The sequence below is a fragment of the Aquimarina ulvae genome, from assembly GCF_053613295.3.
This window is the reverse complement of record NZ_JBSIBP030000001.1, coordinates 95464-121933: the sequence shown is the minus strand read 5'-3', so window position 1 is coordinate 121933 and position 26470 is coordinate 95464. Positions and strand designations below refer to the sequence as shown.

At 32.8% G+C, this 26470-nt stretch carries 26 protein-coding genes and 1 tRNA gene; 5 read left to right on the top strand and 22 right to left on the bottom strand.

Annotated features, from left to right (window positions below):
• Positions 1–52: 52 nt before the first annotated feature.
• Both feoB and ACWGOQ_RS00595 read right to left on the bottom strand, forming a co-directional pair.
• Positions 53–2149 carry a ferrous iron transport protein B gene (gene feoB / locus ACWGOQ_RS00600; protein WP_452056605.1) on the bottom strand — a complete coding sequence of 699 codons (2097 nt, stop codon included), beginning with the start codon at positions 2147–2149 and terminating at the stop codon, positions 53–55.
• Between the two features lie 14 nt (positions 2150–2163).
• Positions 2164–2391 (bottom strand): FeoA family protein, encoded by a 228-nt coding sequence (locus ACWGOQ_RS00595; protein ID WP_452056604.1) that lies wholly within the window; start codon positions 2389–2391, stop codon positions 2164–2166.
• A gap of 328 nt (positions 2392–2719) precedes the next feature.
• Between ACWGOQ_RS00595 and ACWGOQ_RS00590 the strand changes: the two genes are divergently transcribed.
• Positions 2720–4390, top strand: a complete 1671-nt coding sequence (locus ACWGOQ_RS00590; RefSeq protein ID WP_452056603.1) for a hypothetical protein — start codon at positions 2720–2722, stop codon at positions 4388–4390.
• 35 nt (positions 4391–4425) lie between these two features.
• Here the strand turns inward: ACWGOQ_RS00590 and ACWGOQ_RS00585 are convergent, their stop codons facing one another.
• Entirely contained in the window at positions 4426–5103 is a 678-nt protein-coding gene (locus ACWGOQ_RS00585; RefSeq protein ID WP_452056602.1) for an SCO family protein, read from the bottom strand.
• Positions 5104–5261: 158 nt separating this feature from the next.
• On the opposite strand from ACWGOQ_RS00585, the gene rseP reads away from it, so the two are divergent.
• From rseP to ACWGOQ_RS00570, 3 genes are all read left to right on the top strand, one after another.
• Positions 5262–6578 (top strand): RIP metalloprotease RseP, encoded by a 1317-nt coding sequence (gene rseP / locus ACWGOQ_RS00580; RefSeq protein WP_452056601.1) that lies wholly within the window; start codon positions 5262–5264, stop codon positions 6576–6578.
• Between the two features lie 93 nt (positions 6579–6671).
• Positions 6672–6745: transfer RNA gene (locus ACWGOQ_RS00575), tRNA-Asn, on the top strand.
• Positions 6746–7078: 333 nt separating this feature from the next.
• A complete protein-coding gene (locus ACWGOQ_RS00570; RefSeq protein WP_452056600.1) occupies positions 7079–8482 on the top strand; it encodes a CotH kinase family protein in 1404 nt (467 codons plus the stop codon).
• 148 nt (positions 8483–8630) lie between these two features.
• Here the strand turns inward: ACWGOQ_RS00570 and ACWGOQ_RS00565 are convergent, their stop codons facing one another.
• The 19 genes from ACWGOQ_RS00565 to ACWGOQ_RS00470 form a co-directional block, all read right to left on the bottom strand.
• A complete protein-coding gene (locus tag ACWGOQ_RS00565) occupies positions 8631–10076 on the bottom strand; it encodes a BLUF domain-containing protein (protein ID WP_452056599.1) in 1446 nt (481 codons plus the stop codon).
• Between the two features lie 262 nt (positions 10077–10338).
• Positions 10339–11088: a hypothetical protein gene (locus ACWGOQ_RS00560; RefSeq protein WP_452056598.1), complete on the bottom strand. Its 750-nt coding sequence runs from the start codon at positions 11086–11088 to the stop codon at positions 10339–10341.
• Positions 11089–11138: 50 nt separating this feature from the next.
• Positions 11139–12026: a thiopeptide-type bacteriocin biosynthesis protein gene (locus ACWGOQ_RS00555; protein WP_452056597.1), complete on the bottom strand. Its 888-nt coding sequence runs from the start codon at positions 12024–12026 to the stop codon at positions 11139–11141.
• A complete protein-coding gene (locus ACWGOQ_RS00550; RefSeq protein WP_452056596.1) occupies positions 12026–14260 on the bottom strand; it encodes a lantibiotic dehydratase family protein in 2235 nt (744 codons plus the stop codon). The genes ACWGOQ_RS00555 and ACWGOQ_RS00550 overlap by 1 nt, the downstream gene beginning before the upstream one ends.
• A 22-nt stretch (positions 14261–14282) precedes the next feature.
• On the bottom strand, positions 14283–15572 hold the full coding sequence (locus ACWGOQ_RS00545; protein WP_452056595.1) for a lanthionine synthetase C family protein: 1290 nt from the start codon (positions 15570–15572) through the stop codon (positions 14283–14285).
• A 160-nt stretch (positions 15573–15732) separates the two neighbouring features.
• Positions 15733–15894, bottom strand: a complete 162-nt coding sequence (locus tag ACWGOQ_RS00540; RefSeq protein WP_452056594.1) for a hypothetical protein — start codon at positions 15892–15894, stop codon at positions 15733–15735.
• A 189-nt stretch (positions 15895–16083) separates the two neighbouring features.
• Positions 16084–16263: a hypothetical protein gene (locus ACWGOQ_RS00535; RefSeq protein ID WP_452056593.1), complete on the bottom strand. Its 180-nt coding sequence runs from the start codon at positions 16261–16263 to the stop codon at positions 16084–16086.
• Between the two features lie 203 nt (positions 16264–16466).
• Positions 16467–16640: a hypothetical protein gene (locus ACWGOQ_RS00530; RefSeq protein ID WP_452056592.1), complete on the bottom strand. Its 174-nt coding sequence runs from the start codon at positions 16638–16640 to the stop codon at positions 16467–16469.
• Between the two features lie 145 nt (positions 16641–16785).
• Positions 16786–18477, bottom strand: coding sequence for a helix-turn-helix domain-containing protein (locus tag ACWGOQ_RS00525; protein ID WP_452056591.1), 1692 nt, complete (start codon positions 18475–18477; stop codon positions 16786–16788).
• Between the two features lie 203 nt (positions 18478–18680).
• On the bottom strand, positions 18681–18836 hold the full coding sequence (locus ACWGOQ_RS00520; protein ID WP_452056590.1) for a hypothetical protein: 156 nt from the start codon (positions 18834–18836) through the stop codon (positions 18681–18683).
• A 403-nt stretch (positions 18837–19239) separates the two neighbouring features.
• Positions 19240–19386 (bottom strand): hypothetical protein, encoded by a 147-nt coding sequence (locus ACWGOQ_RS00515; protein ID WP_452056589.1) that lies wholly within the window; start codon positions 19384–19386, stop codon positions 19240–19242.
• Positions 19387–19492: 106 nt separating this feature from the next.
• Complete coding sequence (locus ACWGOQ_RS00510; protein WP_452056588.1) at positions 19493–21124, bottom strand: helix-turn-helix domain-containing protein; 1632 nt, start codon at positions 21122–21124, stop codon at positions 19493–19495.
• A 170-nt stretch (positions 21125–21294) separates the two neighbouring features.
• Positions 21295–21681, bottom strand: coding sequence for a thiol-disulfide oxidoreductase DCC family protein (locus tag ACWGOQ_RS00505; RefSeq protein ID WP_452056587.1), 387 nt, complete (start codon positions 21679–21681; stop codon positions 21295–21297).
• 26 nt (positions 21682–21707) lie between these two features.
• Positions 21708–22376: an ABC transporter ATP-binding protein gene (locus tag ACWGOQ_RS00500; RefSeq protein ID WP_452056586.1), complete on the bottom strand. Its 669-nt coding sequence runs from the start codon at positions 22374–22376 to the stop codon at positions 21708–21710.
• The gene (locus tag ACWGOQ_RS00495; RefSeq protein WP_452056585.1) at positions 22373–23587 is read right to left on the bottom strand and encodes an ABC transporter permease; all 1215 of its coding nucleotides are present in this window, start codon (positions 23585–23587) and stop codon (positions 22373–22375) included. The genes ACWGOQ_RS00500 and ACWGOQ_RS00495 overlap by 4 nt, the downstream gene beginning before the upstream one ends.
• Before the next feature lie 91 nt (positions 23588–23678).
• On the bottom strand, positions 23679–24041 hold the full coding sequence (locus ACWGOQ_RS00490; RefSeq protein WP_452056584.1) for a TfoX/Sxy family protein: 363 nt from the start codon (positions 24039–24041) through the stop codon (positions 23679–23681).
• A 3-nt stretch (positions 24042–24044) separates the two neighbouring features.
• Positions 24045–24317, bottom strand: a complete 273-nt coding sequence (locus tag ACWGOQ_RS00485; protein ID WP_452057198.1) for a DUF2461 family protein — start codon at positions 24315–24317, stop codon at positions 24045–24047.
• 69 nt (positions 24318–24386) lie between these two features.
• The gene (locus ACWGOQ_RS00475) at positions 24387–24527 is read right to left on the bottom strand and encodes a DUF2461 family protein (RefSeq protein WP_452056583.1); all 141 of its coding nucleotides are present in this window, start codon (positions 24525–24527) and stop codon (positions 24387–24389) included.
• Positions 24528–24645: 118 nt separating this feature from the next.
• Complete coding sequence (locus ACWGOQ_RS00470; protein ID WP_452056582.1) at positions 24646–24978, bottom strand: VOC family protein; 333 nt, start codon at positions 24976–24978, stop codon at positions 24646–24648.
• Between the two features lie 90 nt (positions 24979–25068).
• On the opposite strand from ACWGOQ_RS00470, the gene ACWGOQ_RS00465 reads away from it, so the two are divergent.
• The gene (locus ACWGOQ_RS00465) at positions 25069–26457 is read left to right on the top strand and encodes a hypothetical protein (RefSeq protein WP_452056581.1); all 1389 of its coding nucleotides are present in this window, start codon (positions 25069–25071) and stop codon (positions 26455–26457) included.
• Positions 26458–26470: the final 13 nt, after the last annotated feature.

The following is a 26470-nucleotide window of genomic DNA, read 5'->3' as shown; positions in this document are numbered from 1 at the left end:
ACAAGAATATTCATATATCATAAGTTGATTAAAGATACGAAAACTTATTTTTTTATTTTAAAATTTGATACACTATAAGCGCTACACTATATGCCAATACACTCATAAATACAAGTTGTGCCATCGGCCATTTCCAGCTATTGGTCTCTCTCTTTACAATAGCTAAGGTACTCATGCACTGCATGGCAAAAGCATAAAACAATAATAAAGAAATTCCGCTGGCTAAATTAAACAAAGGACCACCAGTTACCGGATTTACCTCAGCGGCCATTCTATTCTTAATGGTTTCTTCCTCATCACTTCCTACGCTATAAATTGTTGCCAATGTTCCCACAAAAACTTCCCTGGCAGCAAAAGAGCTTATAATTCCGATTCCTATTTTCCAATCATATCCAAGAGGAGCAACTATAGGTTCTATTGCTTTACCTGCATACCCTATAAAGGAATACTCTAGCTTATATGAGGCTATTTTTTGATCCAGTTCTTCTTGTGAGAGATCCGTATATTGGGACGTCACTATCTCCTTAGCGTTACTAAAATTTTCATTAGGTCCAAAACTGGCTAAAACCCATAAGACGATAGAAATTGCTAAAATTATTTTACCTGCGCCAAAAACAAATGCTTTTGTCTTTTCCACCACATTAATGATCACATTCTTTAGCAAAGGAATTTTATAACCGGGCATTTCTATAACAAAATAGTTTTTGCTTTTGATTTTTAGCATTTTATTAAGCAACCACGCAGATCCTACAGCAGCTCCAAAACCAATAAAATATAGCAACATCAGTGTAAGGCTTTGATAACTAAAGATCCAACCTACTTTTTCGTTCGGTATTACTAATGCGATAATAATTAAGTATACTGGTAATCTCGCGGAACAGGTCGTAAACGGAACCACTAAAATTGTAATAAGACGCTCCTTCCAATTTTCAATATTTCTAGTTGCCATTACTGCCGGAATTGCACAAGCAGTCCCTGATACTAAAGGAACTACACTTTTTCCGCTTAAGCCAAATCGACGCATCACCCGATCCATCAGAAATACTACACGACTCATATAGCCACTTTCCTCTAAAATGGAAATGAAAAGAAACAAAAAGGCTATCTGAGGTATAAATATTACAATACCTCCTAATCCAGGGATGATACCATCTGTAATCAAATCTACAAATGGGCCAGATGGCAATGCTGATTTAGTGGTTTCACTAAGCCATGCAAACCCTTCATCAATTAAATCCATTGGATAAGATGACCAGTCATAAATTGCCTGAAAAATTAACAAAAGAATAGTAAAGAAAATGAAATATCCCCAGAATTTATGAGTCAAAACTCTATCTAATCTGGCTCGCATTCCTGTTGCCGCTCGTTCATCAACAATTAACCCCTTTTTTAGTACTGCATTAATGAATTGATATCTTTTAATTGTCTCTTTTTGTTGAAATCGCTTTAGTTCACTTTCAGATTTAACCTCAAAATCAGGTGTCACTGTGGGTTTCTTTTTGTCGATTTTTCTGAAATTAACATCCTGTGTAATAACTAACCAAAGCTTATAAATGGATTGGTTAGGAAATGTTTTCTTCAACCTATCAAAATACTCTGGAGCAAATGTTAAGGCTTCAACACAAGGTTTGGTTGGCAGCGATGTATAAGAAAGAATTAATTTTTTGAGCTCATCTATACCTTGATTTTTTCGAGCACTTACCAAGGCTATTTTAGTATTTAATTCTTTTTCCAGCAAAGAAATATCCAGCGAAATTCCTTTTCTTTTCATCCGATCTGCCATGTTAATGACTAAAATCGTTGGAATTTCTAAATCCTTGATTTGGGTAAAAAGCAGTAAATTTCTTTTAAGATTCTCTACATCACTTACTACAATGGCTACATCAGGAAAATCTTTGTCTTTTTTATTTAATAAAATCTCGATTACCACATTTTCGTCTAATGAGGAAGCATTAAGACTATATGTTCCAGGTAAATCCAGTATATGTGCTTTTACACCACGAGGCAGTTTACAAATTCCTTCTTTCTTTTCTACTGTAATACCGGGATAGTTACCTACTTGTTGATTTAATCCTGTTAGCAAATTAAAAACAGATGTTTTACCTGTATTAGGGTTTCCGATAAGTGAAACTTTAATTTGCTTAGCCATAAAAAATAATTCGGTTAAATAATTTCAATCTCAATCTGTGAAGCAATTTCTTTCCGTATGGCAAGATAGCTGCCATTAATCGTAAGATACATAGGGCATTGAAACGGTGCTGTCTGTAATAACTTAACTTCATTACCCGGCAAACACCCCATTTCTAATAACTTAAGGGGAATAATATCCGAAGTTATTTCTTTAATCAGTCCTCTTTGACCGCGTTTGAGATTTGCAATAGTTATCTTCAAGTGTTTATTTAGATTAATTTTAAACAAGGCAAAAGTAGTGGAAAAATATGTATTGGAAAAGCTATCTTTTAGAAAAACGATTTGCAAAAAGTTAAAAAACACCTATCCTATTCTCTTATGAATCCGCGGGATAATAAAATCCTAGTTCTTAACCCTACTTAGAAAAGGGTAAACAACCCAAAATACGTCCGGAATCATTGAATTTCAAAATTTTCGGATAGTCATCAATACTTCAGCTACTAATTTCATCCTATCTAAATTTAGAAAAGGCGGAAACTGAAAAGCCTTTAAATAGAGTAAGTATTGCAACTCATAAAACCTTAAAATCATGAGAAAATTAAATATCAACATATGGATGTATTCGTTTATACTCCTTCTGATTTCATGTGAAAAAACGGATATACAAGAATCAAGAATCAAGAATCAGGAACAGCTTTCAAAAGTCTCTGACACCGAAGCAAAGATCACCTTATCTAACGGAAACATTATTCGTTTTCATCAAATTGATGACGGAGAGCTTCAAGGTGCATTTATTCTGGAAGAAAGTGACTGTAATGAATGTTCTGTACTGAACAATATTACCCAAATCGCTGGAAAACAATTATCTGAGCAAGAAGCTTTCTGGGCGCTTTCTGAAGCAGGAACCGAGGTTCCAGCTTTTCTAAAACTGAAAAAAGAAGAATTTACTTCTAAAAACAATGGACTACAAGAACAAGGATGGGCAAGGAATGTAGCGTTAGATCTTCCTATTGGTAGCGAAGGGACTCCACGCAGAGTCATCGCCTGTAAAAATAGTGACTTCACCAGTTCCATAGCGTATGGATTTTTAGGAACTCCAGAATTTGTAGCATTGGATAAAACACCAAACAACTATAATGGTTTTGTAAATGATTGTGCTAACATACCTGCTTCCTATTGCAATAAAGGTCCAAGATACAAGCTGCACGCTGTGATGAATAAAATCAACAAATGGAAAGGCAAGATTTGTGCAAAAGCAGTGCAAAACAGCAACAATGATCATATCGCTTCTAATATATCCGGAAGTTTTTGTCAAAGTCCTCCTTGCTCTGCATATGTCGGACCCGAATTATACTTTGAATACTACTCTAACGGCAAGTGGAAATCAATGAAAAATCCTAATGGAGCATATCCTGAAGGTTTTGAGGTGCCTGCAAACGCAACAAAAGTATATACATACTCTTGGAAGACAAGCACAAACACTTCATTTCGTCTGCGTGTAAAAAATGCTATGGGCAAGGATCAATTTGATTTTATGATGGATCAGGAAGATGTGGTTATTGATGATGGAAATGATGGAGATGGAGGCAACGGAGGTGGTTCTGTAACGCCAGAAGATTTTCCTCAATTACCATCTCATATTGAGTTATCTTATGGCACTCTAGGAAATCAAAATTATAGAATAGTTGTTGATTTTACCACAATTATAGATGAGAAACCAAGAATCACTCTTCCGGTACAGTTCTTACCCACGCTTCCTTTTTATGAAGACGAAGTAATAATACCTAATAATTTTTGTGGGATGAGAATTAAAAAACCCTCTAGATTCATCTGGGAGACTCAGGACGGACAATTAGTACAAACTGACCCTTATAATTATGTTCCGGAAAATGGTCCAAACAGCTCCGTATTAAATTTGTTTGGTCAAGATATCTACGGTGATGGAATAGAGTTCACAGGACCTATCGGTCCTTGTTCAGATAGCAATGAAAATTGGGCATTCCCTTTTCCATTTACTGATACCGGGAGTCTTGACAACCAACAACTAAGACTAACCATTGAGTTGGAAGGGGATTCAGAAATTGAATTTCTAAATTATACTATTCATCAACCTGAGCCTCTTGAAGCTCATGAACTATTTGAAGATGTAGACTTTAATGAGCTTATAGAATTCTTTAATGAAACCTTTTATGACGGATTCGAACAATGGGTTGACTCCGTATGTCAGGCTAATCCAGATGATTGCCCACTACAAGATTAAATAATAATAAAATAGTACTGTCGTATTAAATCGTATTAATGCGGCAGTTTTTCTTTTTTCAAAATCTCAATATCTTCTAGTAAGCGGTCAATTTCCTCCTCCTTTGTTCCGTCATAAAATCCACGAATACGTTTCTTCGTATCTACCAAGACAAAATTTTCTGTATGGATCATATCATAAGGACCTCCATCTCCATCGGTTTTTGCAACCAAATAAGATTTTCTTGCTAAATCATAAATGTGTTTTTTATTTCCGGTTACCAAATTCCATTTGGCATCATCCACCCCTTTTTCGACAGCATACTTTTTTAATTGTGGTACATTATCAGTCTCAGGAATAACAGTATGGGACAGTAACAGGACCTCTGAATCATTTTTTAATTCCTCCTGAACTGCTTTCATATTACCCGTCATTATCGGACAAATAGTCTGACAAGTGGTGAAGAAAAAATCAGCTACATAAATTTTATTAGCATAGTCTGCTTGTGTCACCTCTTCCCCATTCTGATTTATCAAATTAAAATCTGCTATTTTATGGTATTTACGAACATGTTGCACTGTACTATCCACTAATTCTGTACTCACCATATCCGGTTCATAAACTTGTAACACACGTTTTGGTTTTAAAACATAATAAATAATAGAAATGATAATAGCCGATAAAACCAACAGGACTATGGCAAAGAATTTATATTTCGCAAAGAATTGAAGCATACGTGTCATTTTATGAGTTGCAAAATTACATGGATAATCTTTTGCATAATTAAGGTTTTCGCTAAAAAAATATTAAAACCAGAATCTGTCTACCAGATTTCTTTCATAAACTACTCTAAAAGGTTACTTTTGCGTGATTTAATTTTGAATAAGACCATATGAGTCCGATTATTGTAAAAGCATTACAGCTGTTATTAAGTTTGTCCATTCTAATCGTTTTACACGAACTAGGACATTTTATTCCTGCTAAGTTATTTAAAACCCGAGTAGAGAAATTCTATTTATTTTTTGATGTGAAATATTCTCTGTTTAAGAAAAAAATTGGAGAAACAGTGTATGGTATCGGTTGGTTACCGCTAGGTGGTTACGTAAAAATTGCCGGAATGATCGATGAGAGCATGGATAAAGAACAAATGGCAGGACCACCACAGCCTTGGGAATTTAGATCTAAACCTGCATGGCAACGTCTGATTATCATGCTTGGTGGTGTTACTGTAAATATCATATTAGGGTTTCTAATCTATATGGCCATTATTTTTACTTGGGGAATTTCTTATGTTTCTGCAGAGGATATTCCTGGAGGCTATGAAGTTGCCGAAATTTTTGAAAAATACGGATTTCAGGATGGCGATAGAATTTTAAAAGTCAATGGAGAAGATTTTAAAGATGCTACGGATATCAATATGTTTCTTTTCTTAAGAGATGTAGAAAATATAACTGTTTTATCTCAGGATGGAAACACAAAAACAATAGATATTCCTGAAGATATTGGCCAAACCATGTTCGAAGCAGGTGTAATGGAGCCTTTTAATATCAGGTTAAAACCTGTTCTGGATACCGTAGTGGCTGATAGACCTGCATATAAAGCCGGACTAAGAAATGGAGATGAAATCTTATCGGTAAATGATAAAAAAATTACTTGGTGGTCCGAATTTCAAAATGAAGTAAAACCAAAGAAGGAACAAGAAATTGATATCACTTTTCGTAGAGATGGATCTGAACAGACAATTTCTGTAAAAACAGATGAAGAAGGAACGATAGGTGTTTTACCAATTTTCTATAAGATTAATAAAGAGGAATACTCCTTTACAGAAAGTATTAGTAAAGGGTTTGACTATAGTTACTGGAAGCTTCACGATTATGTAGCACAGTTTAAATATGTTTTTACTAAAAAAGGAGCTACACAAATTGGTGGTTTTGCTGCAATAGGTAATTTATTTCCTCCCGTTTGGGATTGGGCTGCTTTTTGGAGCACAACTGCATTTATTTCTATTATTTTAGCTTTTATGAACATTTTGCCAATCCCTGCATTAGATGGTGGACACGTCATGTTTTTATTATATGAGATTATTGCTGGCAGAAAGCCAAATGATAAGTTTATGGAATATGCACAATTGGTTGGGTTCGTGATATTGATCGCTTTGCTTCTTTTTGCAAATGGTAATGATATTTATCGCGCAATTTTCGGAAAGTGATAAAAAATTAAAAAAATCTTTTTGAGTATCAAAAATTAGTATATATTTGCACTCGCAAAAGAGAAAAACAACTCTCTATTTGTATAAATATATTCCTCCTTAGCTCAGTTGGTTAGAGCATTTGACTGTTAATCAAAGGGTCCTTGGTTCGAGCCCAAGAGGGGGAGCAAAATGAAGCCTTAACTTACTAAAGTTGAGGCTTTTTTGTTTGCACAAGAAATACTGATTGTATTTGGATCAAGTCGGATCAAGTCCAAAAGTTGTGGGATTAAGTATTTAGGGATCAACACAAAAAGTTCTAGTTTCTGTAAACGAAAGCGATATTTTTGAATATATAATTAAAGATACTATACTGACCATTACAGACTAAGAAATAAAACGGAAAAAGTTTTGAAGCCATAAAAGTATCGTTTGAGCTATTTTTAGAAAGTTATTATACCTATTTTTAGATATTCATAACAAATAATGTGGTGTTTCAAAGTCGTTTTTTATCTATAATATTGTGTGTCCTAATCAGCGGATGCGCTAAAAGTCAAATTAAAATAAAGCCTGTTTCCCATAGTTTCGGAATCGATAATAAACGTAAAATTATTGTTTGGCATTGTTCTGATCGTGATTCTATTCCCGAAGATGTCTCTACTGTTTTGGTTTCCTTTGCTAATTCGTTAACATTTAAGGTTCCTGCGGATGCTACAAAGTATAAATCCACATATCAGCAAAAAGCGTACACCCTTTACATCACAAAGCTCCCTTTGATCCATATCAATACTACAGATACTATTGCAGATGAACCGAAAAAACCTACACAATTCATTTTCTATGAGAAACAAAAGGCAATTCAAAAAACAGCCGGAATAGAATTGCGAGGGAACATTTCGCAGAAATTTCCTAAAAAAACCTATGATATTGAATTCTGGAAAGATACCAGTGGTAAAGAAAATATCAATGTCAAGTTCAAAAAAATGAGAAATGACGATGATTGGATACTCGACGGATTATATAATGAACCTCTTAGACTACGATCTTATTTAGCTTCAAAATTATGGTTATCTATTCATAAACCTACGTATAGAAAGAATCCCAAAGCCAACAGTGGTATCGATGTATGTTATACAGAAGTGTTTTTTAATTCTGAATACAAAGGTATATTCACCTTAAGCGAACAAGTAGACGAGAAATTACTTCGACTTAAAGACCCTGATACCATAAGCAACAAGATTACCGGCGCATTGTATAAAGCCTCTGGTTATGAAGGTGCGACCATGTTTAAAAAACTTCCGGATTTTAACAATATTTTTCCACATTGGGGCGGTTATGAAATGGAATTCCCTGTAATCGAATATACATATTATTGGGATGAGCTATATGCATTTACAGATTTTGTACTAAGCGCCTCTGCTGAAGATTTTAAGAATACGATTGATCAAAAGATCAATATTAACAATACCATAGATTATTTTTTATTAATGAATCTGCTAAGAGCTACGGATAACTTAGGCAAGAATTTTTATATCGCCAAAGCAGATATTGACGCCCCCTTTTTTCTAGTCCCTTGGGATTTGGATGGAGTACTGGGAACTATCATTGATGGAAGACATATCGCCACCACAGATGACATACTCAGCAACGGATTATTTGACAGACTTATTAAAGAGAATCCAAACAATTATAAAGCTCATTTGTCAGCGCGGTGGCAAAGTTTAAGGGAAAATGAATTTAGTAACCAAAAGCTTCATGCTAAGATCGATACGTGGTTTACTTTATTCAAAGATCATAGGATCTACGAACGTGAGGAAAAAGTATGGCAACCTAAAATCTCAAAAGAGGAAGAGTTATCGTATCTAAAGGACTGGCTAAAAAAACGGCTACTATTTCTGGATGGTTATTTTAGAGAAATGAGATAAAGGGTTGTTCCTTCAACTAAAAAATTTTATGATCTTATAAATGAGAAGTTTAACACTTCAGCATCCATAAGAATTTGAAAAAAAATCTAAAGACAACGGATGTCTTAATGACAACCTTCTTTTCTAATTCACGCTTACTTTTTTTATTTTACGCAGTAGTTTTAAGAATATTTAAAACTCTCCTCCATAGAATATCTGAGAACACCTCAGTATCTTTTAGCCCTTCCATAATTGGAGCAAGCTTTGCGTAAGTAATATCGCCCAACGAGCCTTCAACGTTTTGATTATCTTCTTCGGTCAAAAAAGCCAAAGACCAATCATTAAATATACGCTTTGTCTTCACACCTTGCCATATTAATTCTACATCATAATGTCTATGATCTTCTAACAGTTTTCGATAAAGCTCAAGAATGTTAGGTTTAGGGCCTTCAATAATCTGAAAAAATGTATTGGCATAATAAACCAAAGCCCCTGTTATCGCGTTACCTGGATTATTTAATAAAGATTCTGACACTATATTCTCTACACTCGAAGTAGAAAGTCCTTCTGATGCTTTTGACTTATAACAAAGTTCAAAAATCATTGCTCCATTCTCAATAGACATCTTAAATTCTGAAGGTAACATCCCAAAATGTTCTCCAAAAACTTTGGAAAAGTAACTCCTGCTTGAAAAACCTACTTTATAACAAACTTCTGACACTGAAAACTCAGTGTTTTGGAGTAATTGTCTCGCTCTTTCTACTCTTAATCTCTGAATTAGATTACCAACAGACTCCCCATAGAGATAATTACAGCCTTTTTGTAATTTATGAGGACGTAAACCAGAAATATTTGTAAGTTCTTCTATATTTATTTTTCGATCAATGTTTTCTTTAATATAAACTCCTAAATCAATAATTTTTTTTAGATCTGATTTGGAAATAGTCTTAAGTTTAATTCGCTCATTATGCTTTTCGTGATTGATCAATTGAGATGCTAGCGTATTTAATATCGAACCCTCTGTTATGAGCTTGCCTATGGTATCAATTCGCTCATTTCCTATGAGTACCTCTGCAAACTGAGAAGTCTCTGGGTTTATCTCTCCAAAATATTTTCTTTTCTCATCCAGCCTAAAATTTTCTGCAAGTTCTTTTAAGGCACTTTCAAACCGTTTTGCTTTTCGATTCTCCAGCTTCTCGAATTTACTTACGTTTAACGATAAAATACTAATCTCCAAATCTGTATTACTGGGTAAAATAATTTCATGCCCTTCGAGTTCGCTTCCAGAAAGAATGACATTTTGATTTTTAGAAATTTTCTCTAATGTTGCTTCGTTTTTAAACTTATGAAAGTAATACCCTTTTACGCAATAAATAAAATAAATCGGATGATCGTCTTGTTCATTTCTTATGAACTTTAGTTCTTTGGCAAACCTAATATTGTAGGTCTTGGCTACCAGGCCAGGAAAAACCTGATACGTAGCTATATAGCCCTCACCGTGAACATTATCCAAAACTAACTTTCCAGAATTATCGTATTCACTAAAATCTGCATTAAACTGGTTGGCTATCTGACGCAATTGTTCTATATCATCGTTTCTTTCAATATGAAGCATGCCGAAATAATTTTTGAGCAATTTTATATTTTTACACAAATAAAGTTGATAAAATAGAAATTAAAACTAACAAAATTGGTCTGTTTAGCTACTATCATAATTTTAGGTAACTATCTAGACCGATTAGAATTAAGTTTCCAATAGATATAGATTATCAAAAGAAAAGCTATTATCACAGCATATTCTCTAGAACATAATATATACATCTTGTGTTCTATCGATACATATTTTATGCTATTTTATTAGGTTTAGCACAACAATTTTAGTCTTTAAACCCAGTAATTTGATACGTATAATCTGCCCTTAAGAACCTAATACTCCTTAGGCTATCAGTCATATAGCTTTTACGTTCGGCGTTAAGGAATAATCCAGTTCTATTCTCATATTTTGTGTTTTTAATAAAACTGTATGTCGATCCATGGTGTACCATATTGCCAACTAACTTATTAGTTTTCTGATCAAAATAATACCACCATGTATTTGCCGGTGATCCGTCAATATTACTGTAGGAAGCTGTTACAACGTTCACAGGGTTTCCGTCTATGATATCCTTTCCTATATAAGAAAGTGTAGTATCATCATCTAATAATTTAAAAGGCTGCCAGATTACGTAGTTAGCAGCAATCATTGATCTGTGTAACGTTTCCTGGAGCTTACTATCCTTCTGGAGTATATCATTAAAATAAACAGAAGTTCTACCATTTTCTAGTATTACTTTTTTACGAATGGTATCTTCTACCCATTCGATTGTTGCTAAAAACTTAGGCTTAAATCTGTTTTTATGTGTTTGAGTGATTTTCTTTTCAATAGTACCCAGACTATCGTATAAAATGGTAGTTTTTATATAAGTAAGCTCTTTAGCATTTTTCCACTTCTCTATTCCTCCGTGAGCTTCTAAGGATTTCAGAACAATTTCAGTAGCTTTATGTTGGTCTTTACAGGAGATAGTGCATACAGTAACAAGACACCCCATCACTAACACTTGCAGGTATTTACTACTTCGAGTATTCATAAGAACATTACATTGTTTGTCGAAAATTATATACTACGATTGAAGTAGGTTCATGACACCTTGTTCTTAAATTTTCTAATTCCCCATTCGACCTTATAGGTTCTATAGAGCAAATCGTAAATCACCATTTCGTGTAACCGGTTTTTTGATCGAAACAATCGATTCATCAACATATGGATATAACTACCCATCATATCGTTTAATTCGGCTTTGCTAACAGCTAATACTAAATCTTTAATTAGCGTTCTGCTATTACTACTTTTCTCTTGTAACACATCGATGATCGGAGCATAATCAGCATCCATTTCTCTATTAAAATTTAAAAAATTCTTAATCTTATCATGTTCATTCCTGAATTTTTTATCCATTTGTTTCTTGAGGTTTTTATTCATTCCGAACTCAACACCAAAACTTGTTTTTAATCGTTCCATCAATGCCAGTTTTTGATCCGCATCATAACCAAAATCTTTAAGTTTTTGATCTATTGCTCTAGCTCCAAATAACCATCTTAATTCTTCTCCCTCATCTCCGTCGATCAGGTCTAAAAAATCAACGATCATTTTGCTGTCTAAAAAGAAAAGTTCCTCTGCCAGATCCATGGTTTTTGTTCCGTAGCGTTCTATCTCTCTTTGGTAGGTGTCCAGTTGTATTTTCCAAATCAAATCTTCATCAGAAAACTCCTTGAGCGATGTGTACAACGAATTTATGATCCCCGCTACGTTCTCAGGGTTTTGATAATGAAATCTAACTCTAATATGGTGTTTTGGATCGTTATACCGGATAAAAAACCACTTATCAATGATTTTGTTTTCCAACAAATAGAGTGTAACAGGTTTTATAATATTTGTCAGAATCAAGTCTGAAGTTTTGGGACCGGTGTATATTTTATAATACAACCACTCACTACCTACGATAAAAGATCTTTGTGCCTTGCCCATTAACTCTGTATATTTTTTAATTTCTTTTCGTTGTAAAACGACACAATAATTTGGTTTGTAAATGCTTTTACCCCTTCTTTTACAACACTTTCTTCAGCGTGTAAAAATTCTTTTAATTTGAACTTACTTCTCTTCTTAACTGTATTCAATAACATCTTCATAGATGTGTTATTTTTGGTATTGATCAACAATTCATTATCTCCATCGACCAAAAGCATAAACTTTGGAAAATTTTTACGTTCTGCAAATTCCTTTAATTCGTTTGTAAAAATATTTTCATCGTTCAAATTCTTTAATAAAGGTTCAATCTCTGATGAAGAAATATTCCAAATAGCATTAGAAAATATGATATCCTTATACGTTACTCTAGGTAAAAAATCATATTCTTCGGTAAACGGCCCCCAATCAAAACCAACACCTCCTCGTAGGTTTTGCGTTTGCATATTGGCTAAAAATTGATAAATAGGTAATGCATTGCTAGAGAAATTATGAGCATTGGTTAGATGTGGGATTACTTCCTTATTTAGTTTTTTAGATCGTAACTTTATACCACCTCGAGAAGTAGCTGAAATCATTAGATCGTCTAACAAAAGTTGGTTTTCATCGTTCAATATAGATTTTGCCAAATAAGGAATTTCATGTTTTCTGAAAGCAGGTCTCATCAAAATATTTCCTACTCTGGATTCTGGAAGATGTACAATTTCTGCAAGAATCTTATCTGGATTTATTTTTGTCTCTACATCAATTATTTCTTTGGTATATACATTTAATGCTTCATCTCCATGACAAAAACGACCTAAAAGATTTGCTGCACTTGATCCTCCGCAACTAGACATTACTATTTTTTCAGAGTTATTTATCTGTACCAACTCAATCATAGAAGAGATCGTGTCTGGTAAGTCTTCCCAGTTCTCTTCTAATCCTTGAAAATCTTTGTCCTCAAGAATCATGGTTTGCCGCTTATTTTTTATAGATTCAATCAGTTTCTTGTGAAGAAGCGCATGTATTGGAGACCACTTTATATCTCTTACACTTACTTTTTCTTGTTGAAACGGCAAAACAAGATCATCTACAATTTGATTTACGTCTCCCGAATCCTTATCCTGTAAAAAACCGATCCCTAATTCTACATCCAGCGCTTTTGATAATGATACTTCTCTAGTTTCATATCGCTCGTAGAAAGCATTTTTAAATCGAGAAATAAATGTTTCTTTTGGTGGTAATGTCAATTTATTAAGAACTGTAAGTCCTTTTTTTATTTTCCTTAAAGTATCATACGAGACCGTATTGGTTTCTAACGACAACTTCATATCGGTCTGAAACATATACTTTAATTCAAAACCGGTCCCTAGTTTTTTTAATGATTCACTCAACGTTATATACTGACTGGCAGCATTTCCTATTTTCTTATCGATATTATGAAGTACTTGCTTTACATCTTCAAGCTCTGAGATTATTTGCTCGGTTCCAGCTAGTTTTTTCAGGACAGGAATTATCTGATCTAAAAATTCTGGTCCAGAAACGGAAGGTTCTAATTCGCTAATCAACAATTGACTTTCTACTAATTGATCGATAAACCCACTTGCCTCTTCATTGGTAATTTCATCATCTACCAGTGTTGTGACTAAATCACTAAGAAGTGATCCTGTTCTTGCTTTTGATAATATTTTCTGCAAATATTCTGAGTTCTCAACAGCGACAATATGGTGTACTCTTCTACTTTCTACGTAGGTATACTCTACATATCGAAGTTGCTTTCCTGCTCTATATATACTGGTATTAGGATGAAATAAAAGCTGATTTCTTATCTTTTTATCTTTAACGAGATCCTGGGACAACGCTACGAGGTAGTTCATATCTAATCGTGTATGACGATCATTTGTTGATTTGTTCGAAAGCTCAATAGTTGTAGTATCCGAAAAGTGTCCTACTGCAGTTCCTGCAAAAATACCAAATGGCGTGCATCGTGATGACATCCTGCTAATATATTTTAATACAGAATACATCATCCGGTCAGAAGCTGCTTTTTCTTTAATATCACCTCTTAACCATTTTTCAAATTCCTGATACAAAGAAGGTGATGCCAGAAATATAGCTTCTTTGATGATTTTATCATCACAAATTTGCTTTAGCTTATCTTCATTTATTGTGCTACTTCTGGTTAATTCTTTATAAAACGAAAATGAAAATAATGGACTGCGTAAAACGTATTTTGGAAAATTTTTATAACTCATGGGTTTTTCACTATTGAAAAGATTAGCTAATCATTAAACATTCAGTCCATTTGTTTTCTGAAGGCATTAAATAGAAAATAATTGACAATCCTATTCCGGCAATACCTTCTAATAAATTAGTTTCATTTTTCCATTGTTCCAAATCGCCTTTCCATTGTTTATAACCCGCATATCCGTCTTGATGTATATCCATTTTTAGTGCTTCATTCATCCAAAAATCTGCTGCTTCTTTAAATATAACTTCCTTTGTTTCTTTGTATATATAATCGAAAATAGTAATAACCCCAAACATCCCGTGGCACAATCCCGTATCGTGTAATTTTGCTTCTTCGGCATTTTTTCGTTTTGCAGCATGTTTTAAGGAATGTATTGCCAAATCGCAATATTCCTGATTATTCAGAGCTTTACCAACCTTCCAAAGAGAGATCCCTATTCCTAAATCTCCATAACACCAAGCTAATCGACTGCCAGTATATGCTTCCATTTCTGGATATACCCAACTTGGAAATAGTGAACTTTGATTTTCATCCGGATATTTACAATGAATAATAAACGTTGTTGCCCCGATTAGTATATCAATTACAGATTCCTGGAAATCCTCATATCGATACAATCTACTCAAAAAATTAATGACACTCGCCATTCCGTGTGATAAACTGAGGTTAGTGCCGTGTAGTCCATCTTTTTTATGTAACTCGTATTTCCAAAAAACACCTCTTTGATCTCTTATGGAACTGTTTTCTAATGCTTTTACAAGATGTAAAAGATACTCCTTATATTGTTTTTTTAATGATGTAGAGGCTGTGTTTTCATATCGTTTAAAAAAATAATAACCATACCCCAATGCCCCGTGTAAATAATCGAAATATTCACGTTTGATATCTGATTCCATAGATTCAAAAAGAAACCCATCAAGTTCTGATAAAAGCTGATCTCCATCAACATCGATAAACTCTTCCTCATTTAGCAATTCTAGTACCCATCCAGCTCCGGCGATACCCGTACAAAAAGTCGGAAAAGAATACCCGTCATTCATGCGTTGTATGGTTTCCGAAATGGTATCGACTCCAATGTCTGCAATTACTTCATCTTCTAAAAAACGCGCATAATAAAACTGAAATAGCGAAATACCAGAAACCCCAGACAACACTCCGATATGTTCTGTTTTAATATAGTTTTCTTTTAAAACATTATGTATGTCCTTTAATTTATGCTTTAGTATTTCGATGTTATTCATTGAGGATTGGTTACTATTATCTAAATGGTGGTCTAATGTAGCACCTAATAGTAGAAATGAAAAATTATCTGCCATTATATTGACAAAATGAGGGAAAATTGGTTAAAACGAATCTCTTCTTTTTCATTCTATTATAGTTAATAGAATCATTTTTTCTAAAGCAAAAACGGGAAAATGAAAAAAGCTGTTCAAATTTGAACAGCTTTTATATTCTATCTTTTTTTTGAAGAAATTATTAATAACAATATGCGTGCCCCCCATTAGGTAAGTCTACACAAGTAAGACAAATTTCTGGATCCGATAATAATCTTGTATCTATTCCTCCTTTTACTTTGCCAAGATTTAGGTCGCTAATTGTTTGTTTTTTAAGCTCCAATTTTTTCAATGATTTTTTCATGATATGTGATTTAAATTTCGCTTACTCTATTTGAAGGTTTTCAGCTTCTCCTTATCAAAAAAGCCCCTAAACATTACGCTATCTTCGACATCAACACTGATAACTATGACAGAGAATAAAATTGTTTAGTAAAAAACGTTTTGGAATCCCCCCAAGAATTACCTCTTAAGGAAAGTAATGAATACTATTTTACTTAGCGTGGCATCCAATTCCTCCTTGCGCTACTGGAACAGAATTTCCACAAAAATTAACTGAAGCATTACCTCCGTAACAACCAATAATAGTGTCGCTTCCACCCTTTATTTTATTAAGGTTGAAATTACTAATCGTCTCTTTTTTAAGCTCTAAATTTTTCAATGATTTTTTCATAATACTAACAATATTAATAATTACCTACTCTATCGAAGGTTTTCGGTTTCCCCTCATCCAAATCAATTGGTAATGATATCTGGATTTTTCACTAAAGTAAAAAGGAGAATACGAGAACAAAAACAAAGCTCCCGCAGATTAGACAAAATAAGGAGTGAAAAAAGCCTTGTGCACTGACATGTTGATAATTCACTAGTGTCTTATCAGAAGCTGTCTTGTGTAGGTTCACAAACGATCTGAGAATTTCGATTATACAGGTCATCATAATGCTCTGTTGGTAAACAATCCCCGCCTTGAATTTGTCTCAATCCATTTGTATTAATTCTAGCAATAGTAAGCTTTTTCAGGCCAATAGTTTTCTTTGTTTGTTTTTTCATTTGTGTGATAATTTAATTGTATAATTACTCTTTTTTATTTTAAAAAAAGTATTGCGTTATATAATTGAAATATACTTTTTATAAGGGCTAAATCATAATACATAAACCGCATTTTGAACAAAATGCGGTAATCTATTTATTGATTTCAAACATCTTGAGATTGTTTGTTCAACTTTTCGATGTTTTTAATGTAATATGAAGGATTAAGCCCTGTTTTAGCTTTAAAATGTTTTGTAAAAGAATTATCACTTTTATATCCAATTTCAGAAGCAATCGATGTAATTGAAAATGATCTGAATTTTTTATCATTCTTTAATTTTTTTAATACATATTCAATTCTTAAATCATTAATATAGTCATGAAAACTTTTCCCTTTATACGTGTTTATAATTCTGGAAAGGTATGTGGCATTTGTTTTTACTTTTTTTGCAATCGATCTTAAATTACAGTCTAAACTTAAGAAATATTCTTGCTGTTCTATCTTATCCAAGCCTTTTAGAACTTTATGTATTTTTTCATCATCAATGACTATTTCTTTAACCGCATCTTTTACCGCTACATTGGTTGTCGTATCCTTCGATTCTAACTTGGATATTTTTGTGACTAAATCATTAAAAATTATTCTATTCGCTTTTTGTTTTCTTAGATGTACAATCAAAATGACGACCATTGCAACTAAAACCGACAGAAAAGCTGCCAAAATATACCCTTTATATTTTTGATACTTTTTTTGTTTACTTTCCAGTTTTTTAATTTTACTATCTAATTTTTGGGTATTCTGATCATATATTTTATAAATTGTTTCGTCTTTGTTTTTTTGAAACCGATCTTGTAGTTTTTGATGTTTTGAGAACCAATATATGGACGCATCTCCATCTCCAATTTCTTTATAGCTTTTTGCAAGCAGTATATGAGCATCTATCACTCTGTTCTTTCTGAGGTCATTTTCTTTTAATACATCTACTGTTTCCAGCAAATATTCGATGGCTTGCTCATACATTTTTTTTTCGTAAAAATAGCTGGCCAAAAAATAATTGACATTTATGGATTGATTCGACCTTTTACTGACACCCGACTTAGTTAAAATATCTTCGGCTTTGTATAAGAAGTTTAATGCCTGGTTGTAGTTTTTTCTTTGGTAGAAAACGGTTCCCTTTTTTATATACAGATCCGCAATTCCTATATGATAATCTAGCGATTTACTGATGTTTATTCCAATATCAGCATATTTCAAAACTGAGTCAAATTTTTCCAAGTCCAGATATACCTCACTAATAATCGTTAATACATTAACATGGTTTTTACCATATTTAAAGGATGTTTTATCAATAAAGGTTAGTAATTCATTACAGTCTTCCAACGCTTTATTTAGTTGGTTCATTCTTCTAAGTACAATTACTATATTGGATTTGGCAATAATCTCATTTTTAAGATCGCCTTTTTCTTGTGCCATTTCCAAAACATTATGGTAAGAATCTAACGCTTTTTGATTTTTCCAATCTTGCAGATATGCATTTCCCTGTCTTAAATAGGCTTTACACAAGATCATCTCATCACCGTTCTGCTTAGCAATTTCGATGGCTTCATTCAAATACGTAATACTTCGACCGAATTCTTCTTTTTTATAAAAGTGATATCCGATTTCAGAATATACTAGAGCAAGATTTTCGCTTGGATTTTGATGTTTTTTAAGAGCATTTTCATAGACAATGCTCTTGTCGGATTTAGAATTTTTGATTAGCTCGGTTAATTCTTCGACAGTCTTATTTTGCAGCGTATCTGATATTGTGATTGGACCTTGTTGCCCATAACTTTTTGCTGTTAAAAAAACAGACACGTATATGTAAAACAGTAAATGCTTGGATATACAACTGTTAACAAAAAAAATCATTCGGATCGATATTGTGTGATGATCCAAATGTAATGATTACTTTTCTAAAATGATTTTGGAAGATTTTGTGTAAAATTGTATTACTTAACATTTTAAAATTGCTAAAAAAAATCCCTGAGAACATTTTCTCAGGGAAAACCTAATAATTATTAGCGCTCTTCACATAAAGGTTTCGTGTCTAGCCCTACAATTCCAGTATTATCACAATGAATAACTGTTGTCCCTGCTCCACCTTTTACTTTAGTAAGATTTAGATTACTAATAGTTTGTTTTTTTAACTCTAAATTTCTCAATGATTTTTTCATGGTATCGTATTTTTAATGGATTATTGCAATAAAAAAATTAATGTAAAATTTGATAGCAATAGCCCCCTAAACAGTTTCCGCTACAGAGAGACAGGCAGTCATTTCCTAAGTAATCTATTCCTGCCTTAATCGATTGTTGTTGACTTTTGTTTAGCTTTGATACTCCTTCTAAATTTAAAATGTTATTAAGCATAATTGTATGTTTTATTTACCTACTCTATATATATAAGGTTTTCGGTTTCCCCTTATCAAAATCAATTGTCGACATTGCTTTGATGGTGACACTAAACTAGATCGAAAAAAAGAGGATAAAAAACAAAACAACCCTGTTTTGGATAAAACAGGGTCATAAAAAACCCCGCAAAATGTGCAGGATTTTTCATACGATTTTAGTCTGTATTCATCAATGCTCCATAATACAATAAAAATAATCTGGATCACCACTTGTAGGTATACTGGTACCTCCATTTATTTTACGCATACCATTTGTATTGATCCTAGCAATCGTTAGCTTTTTTAGACTGATGTTGTTTTTTTGTTTTTGCTTCATAAACAAGATAATTAAATTAATAGGCTGTTTCTTTTTTAAAGGTATTTTTTATTGAATGGTAATCACAATACAACTACCCTGTTTTGGACAAAAACGGGTTGTCTTTTTACACTTTTTTAGCAATGTTATTCTTTTGCTGAAGTTTCTTTATGTTTTTAATATAGTATGATGGGTTTAAACCTGTTTTAGCTTTAAACCGTTTGGCAAAAGCATCATCACTTTTATACCCCACTTCTGCAGCAATAGATTTTACAGAATAAGCTCTAAACTTTTTATCATTTTTTAATCGATGTAGTGTATATTCAATTCTTAAATCAGTGATGTATTCATTAAAATTCTTTGCTTTATGTTCGTGAATAATCTTGGTAAGATAGGTTGTATTGGTCTTTACCTTTTTAGCCATGAGCCCTAAACCACACTCTGGTTTCAAAAAATACTCCTCGCGTTCCAGCTTTTCCAAACCTTTCAGTACTTCGCCAACTATTTTATCATCAATTACAATTATTGAACTACTATTTTTTGCAGTTTCTTTACTTTTTTCTATCTCTAGAAGCTTTATTTTTTCGAGTAATTCTGAGAACACTAATTTATTGGACTGCTGTTTTTTATAATATCTAAATACTATAAGCAGTACTACCATAGTGATTGTTACTGAACCTATCAATAGATAATTTGAGATGTTTTCTTTACTTTTTAACTGTGCTATTTCTTCCTCGTACTTTTCTGTTTCTTTCTCATAAATTGTATCTACTGTTTTATCCTTTTCTTCCTGATAGTTCTTATTTAGTTTTACATATAAACTCTCCCAATAATGGCCTTGTTCGTAATCCTTCTTCTTAAAATAACAATTGGCCAATAGTAAGTGTGATTGGATTACAGGTAGCTTGCTTCTATCTTTTTCTTCTATAAAATCCATGGTATTGTATAAATAAGAAATTGCAGTATCGTATTGTTGTTGTTCATAATAACAAGCTGCCATATAGTAATTAACCTTTACTGTGGGAAAAAACTTGTTACCGATCTCATAATGTTCCAAAATATCTTTGGCTTTCTGTAAGTTATCAAATGCCTGATCAAACTCTTTTTTGTTATAGTAAACAATCCCTTTTTTAATATACAAATCCACCAAACCTTCTTTATAGTTAAGCGATTTACTCATTTCAATTCCTACATTGGCATAGTGTAGCACAGAGTCATATTCTTCCTTGTCTAAATACACTTCATTGATATTGGTGAGTATGGCTACATGACTTCTACCATTTTTGAATGAAGTTTTATCAATAGCTTGTAGCATTTCTTTAGAAATTTCTAAAGCTTTCTCTAGCCTATTCATTTTATGTAACACCAATATTCTTCCAGAATTTGCAATAATTATGTTTTCAAGATTTTCTTGCTGTTGGGCAATTTGTAATGCGTTATGGTAACTATCATAGGATTTTTGATGTTTTCCTTGCCTCAAAAAACTTGATCCTTTGATTAAAGAACCATCAAACAAAAATTCTTTGTTTTCTAATCTCTCCCCAATTTCAAAAAGTTTATTAGCATATTTGGTACTCCTTTTAAAATCTTCTTTTCGATAAAAGAAGCGACCCAATTGATAGTATCTTTTAGCCGTAGCACTATCAGTTTTATAAGAACTCTCTAATATTTCTTCATAAAGCACTATGCGCTTTGGATCAGAAGATGTAATTAAGCCTACTAATTCTTTGGGCGTCTTATTCTTTAAGCTATCTGGCACAATAAGTGCTGTTTCCTGGGCACTAATCTTAAAAGAGATTGAATATAAAATTAAAATAAAGAAAGATATTCGTCTATTTAAAAAAGTCATTACAATGATTAAGAGTGTGCTCCCAAATGTAACAATTCTTTTTAAGCTGTTTTTTTGGTTGAAAGTCTGAAATAAAAAGCTTATCTAAAATTAATAGTACAGCTTTGGGATTGTCCAAACCACTTTACTCGATTACGTGAAGCCAGTTTGTATATTCCATCACGAATCATTCTGGGCACAAATGCCAATAGCGCAGCCACTCGTTTCCATTTGGGAATTTTGGCTATAATTTTTAAGAAACCATCAGAATGAGTATGCACTCCATTTTTATCGATCAAAATGACAGTATCTAATTGCTTTATAGGGAATCCTTGTTTTTTTAGAAACTCCTGCCCTTTGGGAGATTGAAAAGGAACAAAATGAAAAAGATCTTTTGGAGCAAATTTCAGGAGCCAACCCACAACACCATTACATAAATTGCACTCTCCGTCGAATATGATGACGCTTTTGCTTAATGAAATTTCCATTTTATTAATTTTAAGTTTTTGTAATTTTATAGTCGTATGGATCCATCGATCATTTCAATAGTGCGGTGAGAATTATGATAAATTTTTGGATTATGTGTAGCAATAACCACGGCTTTGTTTCTGGATTCGGTAATCCCTTTTAACAGTTCAAAAACTAAGTCTGAGTTTTTTCGATCTAAATTTCCTGTTGGTTCATCTGCAATAATCAAAGAAGGATCATTAATTAATGCCCGAGCAATCGCTACCCGCTGTTGTTGTCCTCCTGAAAGTTGATATGATGGTCTTTTTGCAAAATCCTTCATGCTTACTTCTTCTAATAAAATCAATGCATCGTTTTTAATCTCTTCTTTACTCTTTTGGGACAATTTCATTGCAGGAAGCATCACATTTTGCAATACATTAAACTCTGGTAACAAATAATGAAATTGATACACAAATCCGATATGTTTATTTCTGAAATCTGTTCGGGATACAGATGTTAGATTTTTAATATTCTGATAATATATATGTAAGTTCCCCTCAAAATCAGTATCCAATGTTGATAGAATATATAATAATGTCGATTTTCCGCTGCCAGATTCTCCATATATAGAAACCAGTTCTCTTTCAAAAATTGACAAAGAAACATCTCTTAATACATGATGCTTTTTCGGTTCAAGAAAATATTTATTAATATGTTCTGCTTTCAAGATCATATACCTCTAATTATGGTTACGGGATCTACCATGCTAGCTTTTCTAGAAGGAAAATAACCAGCAAAAACTGTTGTAAAAATGCCAAATAAAAGTCCCAGAGTATAATAGGATCCCTTAAAATTGATAGGGTACGTATCCACAATAATAAAATCAGAAGTATCTAAAGGTGTTGTTGAAATCAGGTAGCTAATTATATATCCTAAAATTCCTCCAAAAACTGCTCCTAAAATTCCTATAATCAATGATTGTATAAGAAAAATGAAGATAATATCGTTACTACCATATCCGATAGTTTTTAATACTGCAATATCTTTTCTTTTTTGAACTACGGTAATATTTAGAATGTTATAAATTCCAAATCCTGCTACCAGCAGTAACGCAAATGAGACTGACCAAGTAAGAATATCGCGTACTTTATTCCCAATCACAATAGTCTTGTTATTGTCTTTCCAGTCTTCTGTTGTGATACCATTAATTTTTGTAGCCAGATCACTTTTAATACTAATATCATCTCTGTTTCTTAGCTTAATATGAATGCTAGTAATGCCGTCTCTTTGTCCTAGAAGATTTTGTATCGTATGACCAGAAACATAAGTTCTAACATTATCAATAGTTGTAATTCCAAAACTAAATATGCCCGATACCGTAAGCGTGGTGTTTTTTCCATTTGGAAGTATTATGATTAATGGATCTCCCACAGAAACTTGTAATCTTTTGGCTAAACTAACTCCTAAAAGAATTGTGTTTTTATATTTCAAACTCTCAAAACCTTCTCCTTTTATCAACCGTCTATCCAGATCCACCATACGGCGTTCCTGAGAAGGAAATACTCCATTGATACTCCCGGGAAATTGCTTGGCGTCACTACTCATAATTGCTGGTGAAATGATTTGATACGCAAAGTTTTGAATATTTTTATGAGTGGTCAAATACCGATTAATTTGTGCACTACTATCTATATAATTGGCAGCGCTAAGTGGAACATTAGCCGTTTGTTTTTTTGCTTTTGCACCAATGATTAGATCAGGACTTCCATTAAACACCGCATCATCCAGAAAATCATTAACGCCTGTCATAAAATTAATCATAACTATAAAGGTAGTTACGCCAAGCAGGACTCCGATGGTTGCTAAAAAACTTTGCTTTTTTCTGGCAGATAAGTATTGTATCGCAATAAATATGTTTGTTTTATTGAAAACTCGCTTAGACATATTTTATAGGTCGGGAAAGCAAGCGAGAGATTACAAGGTCAAGATAGTAGTATGAAATTTAACCTAGCTTAAAGTCTCCTATTTCTTCAAGTCATTTTCTTTTTTTACTGCTTTTTGCAATAGGATTAAAATCTATACATAGTTGTATCCAATATTCTAAATCTTCATCCAGATCAAATCCTTCTGGTGTTACAAAAACATATCCTCTCATGGGCCTACCGGTAAAATCCATTGGGTGACACCCTTTTCTTTTAATAGCCTCAGTGTAAGCTTCTTCTCCAATACGTGCCATCAAAAGATCAGTCTCCCTCTTTTTATCATAGTGGATACTACAACACATCTTATCTTCTACCATAAAACAAAGTCCTCCCATCATTTTTTTAGCATAAAAAAAAGCCTTTTTTTCCTTAAGAATCTGATGAATACGATCCGAAATAAATTCGCTATACGCCATAAATTATTGTTTTGCTTGTAATAAATAATCGGTAATAGGTTGCATTGTTTTCCAATAACTCATCAGTTTTGGAATTAAATTCACGCTGGTAATAAGATCAGTGGTTTCTTCTTCCACGAAATAAAATTGTTTATTAGCTATCAATGGTTCCCTTTCATAAGCTTCTTTCCATTCTTTTGGAATCCGCTTTAAAGCTCTCCTTTTAATCCCTCCAAATTTTTGAACATAATCGTTGTCATCTAACAATTTTCTCAATTCTGAGGAATTCTGAGGAATTCTGATAAATTTTAGTTCTTATACTATGTAATTGCTCCTTCGAAACACCAAAACATCCTCCCATAACACCTACCATCTCGGGAGAAAAACGTAAAAAGGTTTCTTGACGCTTGCTTCATATCGCTTTTTATTAGGATGAAACCATTCTTTATTATTATTCTTTGCTAATTCTTTAAAAAATTCGACAAAATCTTCGGTGAAATATTGCATAAGACAATTACTGATATTTAAATATAATCAAACTCTCAGTTAGAGCCTCTCGGTGGCAGACAGGCTCTAACTGAGAGCTAACAACATGCTAAGCCATAGAGTGAAAAGCAACTCTATTTCATTCGGTATCCAGAAATATAGCCATAAAACCATTTTCTCCAAGTGAAGCTTTGGACATAAGAACTTTACCCCCTGCTTTTTCTACGCGTGCCAATGGAATCGCTAAATCTTCACCTCCATTGAGATAAGCAAAGGTTCCTTCTTCACAAGGTTTATTACCATTTCCGTGGGTTACACAGCCTCCTACCCCACCTTCTTTATATGGAAAAAAGGCCATTTTAAACTCCATTTCCATAGGTTGTAGTTCTGTGTCCAAAAGTTTATTGTAAAACTTTACTGCGCTTTCAAAATTGGTACTTGGTATTTCAAACCAGCTAATTGCATTTGGCATAATGATATATATTGATTAAGAATATCTCAAAGGTATACGATAGAAATGATTCGAAAAAACATTACTTTTGAAAAAACATAGGTTTCTAAAATGAAAAAAAACGAAGAATTGTTCTTTTTGATCAAGTCATTAACCAAAAGCGAAAAGCGTTATTTTAAGCTCAGTACTAAAGGAAATGAAAATACAGAATACCTACTACTTTTTGATGCAATAGAAGCACAAAATGCATACGACGAGACCTTGATTAAAGAAACTTTCATGGACAAGGCTTTTGTGAATCAATTAACCACTATCAAAAATTATTTAAAACAAAGGATTTTACAATCTCTTAGAAATTATCACACTAAAATTTCCAGAAATGCTGAACTCATAGATATCATCCGAAATGTGGAGATCTTATTCCATAAAGGACAATATACAATTTGTATTAGTGAATTGAAACGCGCAGAAAAAAAAGCCAAAAACTTTCAAAATGACTTATTATTATTTCATGTTCAGGATTGGAGACGAAAAGTACATCAAGCCACATATCCTCAAGATTTCGGCACCTTAAGAACAATTATTCAAAAACAAAGGAACACCTTACAAGCTACGAATGAATATATTGACCTTTTATTAGCAAATACAGATCCAACTAAATTTTCAATTTCTCACAAAAAAGGAGTTTCCCTTCAAAACAAAACTTTGAAAACCCTTCACAAATATAGAAAAATGCTGATCTCTGAAGATCATGATAAAGCAAGACAATCTATTGAAGCATTAATTAAAGAATGGGAACTATATCCAGAATTATTGAAAGAATTTTTTCCTATGTATTTTTCGGTAAATAATAATCTTATTGGTTTTTTAGTTTTCAAAAAGCAATACAGAGAAGCATTTGTAAGGATCTTACTTATCAAACAAAAATCAAAAGCTATTTTAACTATTTCGGCTGCATTTATTAAGGAAAAGTTACGTCTTTATAATATTGAGCTTGAAATTCACAGAAGCCTCAAAAAACTCCATACTACTCACGAAGTTATCGATGAGATCCAAACTTTTATCGATACTCATAAAGTATTGGTGCCTGATAACTATTGGCTTTCATTCAGGTTTCAGTTTTCTACTATTTACTTTGCTAAAAAGAATTATAAAAAAGCACTACATTGGATAAATGATATCTTGAATTATCCGACAAAAAAAGACAGGAAAGATCTTGTTTTATACACACACTGGCTTAACCTGTTAGTGCATTATGAACTTGGTAATGATTTTATCTTACGCCATCAAATCAACGCTATGAAAAAATTGATTAAAAAGCATAAAAACATAGAATCCTATGAAAACAAACTATTAAAATTTTTATCTAAAACAGTTGCATTGAAAGAACTCGAACAAAAGACCTCTTTTAGAGACTTGCAAGACCAATTGTCAGAAGATCCTATTCCTGATGAAGTGTTGGGGTACGTTAATTTTATAGAATGGATCGAACGAAAATAAGAATACTCATTAT

Coding starts and splice junctions, on each gene's coding strand:
- feoB (WP_452056605.1), bottom strand. CDS start 2,149: ATGGCTAAGCAAATTAAAGTTTCACTTATCGGAAACCCTAATACAGGT.
- ACWGOQ_RS00590 (WP_452056603.1), top strand. CDS start 2,720: ATGAGAAAATTAAATATCAACATATGGATGTATTCGTTTATACTCCTT.
- ACWGOQ_RS00585 (WP_452056602.1), bottom strand. CDS start 5,103: ATGCTTCAATTCTTTGCGAAATATAAATTCTTTGCCATAGTCCTGTTG.
- rseP (WP_452056601.1), top strand. CDS start 5,262: ATGAGTCCGATTATTGTAAAAGCATTACAGCTGTTATTAAGTTTGTCC.
- ACWGOQ_RS00565 (WP_452056599.1), bottom strand. CDS start 10,076: ATGCTTCATATTGAAAGAAACGATGATATAGAACAATTGCGTCAGATA.
- ACWGOQ_RS00560 (WP_452056598.1), bottom strand. CDS start 11,088: ATGAATACTCGAAGTAGTAAATACCTGCAAGTGTTAGTGATGGGGTGT.
- ACWGOQ_RS00555 (WP_452056597.1), bottom strand. CDS start 12,026: ATGGGCAAGGCACAAAGATCTTTTATCGTAGGTAGTGAGTGGTTGTAT.
- ACWGOQ_RS00550 (WP_452056596.1), bottom strand. CDS start 14,260: ATGAGTTATAAAAATTTTCCAAAATACGTTTTACGCAGTCCATTATTT.
- ACWGOQ_RS00545 (WP_452056595.1), bottom strand. CDS start 15,572: ATGGCAGATAATTTTTCATTTCTACTATTAGGTGCTACATTAGACCAC.
- ACWGOQ_RS00540 (WP_452056594.1), bottom strand. CDS start 15,894: ATGAAAAAATCATTGAAAAAATTGGAGCTTAAAAAACAAACAATTAGC.
- ACWGOQ_RS00535 (WP_452056593.1), bottom strand. CDS start 16,263: ATGAAAAAATCATTGAAAAATTTAGAGCTTAAAAAAGAGACGATTAGT.
- ACWGOQ_RS00530 (WP_452056592.1), bottom strand. CDS start 16,640: ATGAAAAAACAAACAAAGAAAACTATTGGCCTGAAAAAGCTTACTATT.
- ACWGOQ_RS00520 (WP_452056590.1), bottom strand. CDS start 18,836: ATGAAAAAATCATTGAGAAATTTAGAGTTAAAAAAACAAACTATTAGT.
- ACWGOQ_RS00515 (WP_452056589.1), bottom strand. CDS start 19,386: ATGAAGCAAAAACAAAAAAACAACATCAGTCTAAAAAAGCTAACGATT.
- ACWGOQ_RS00505 (WP_452056587.1), bottom strand. CDS start 21,681: ATGGAAATTTCATTAAGCAAAAGCGTCATCATATTCGACGGAGAGTGC.
- ACWGOQ_RS00500 (WP_452056586.1), bottom strand. CDS start 22,376: ATGATCTTGAAAGCAGAACATATTAATAAATATTTTCTTGAACCGAAA.
- ACWGOQ_RS00495 (WP_452056585.1), bottom strand. CDS start 23,587: ATGTCTAAGCGAGTTTTCAATAAAACAAACATATTTATTGCGATACAA.
- ACWGOQ_RS00490 (WP_452056584.1), bottom strand. CDS start 24,041: ATGGCGTATAGCGAATTTATTTCGGATCGTATTCATCAGATTCTTAAG.
- ACWGOQ_RS00475 (WP_452056583.1), bottom strand. CDS start 24,527: ATGCAATATTTCACCGAAGATTTTGTCGAATTTTTTAAAGAATTAGCA.
- ACWGOQ_RS00470 (WP_452056582.1), bottom strand. CDS start 24,978: ATGCCAAATGCAATTAGCTGGTTTGAAATACCAAGTACCAATTTTGAA.
- ACWGOQ_RS00465 (WP_452056581.1), top strand. CDS start 25,069: ATGAAAAAAAACGAAGAATTGTTCTTTTTGATCAAGTCATTAACCAAA.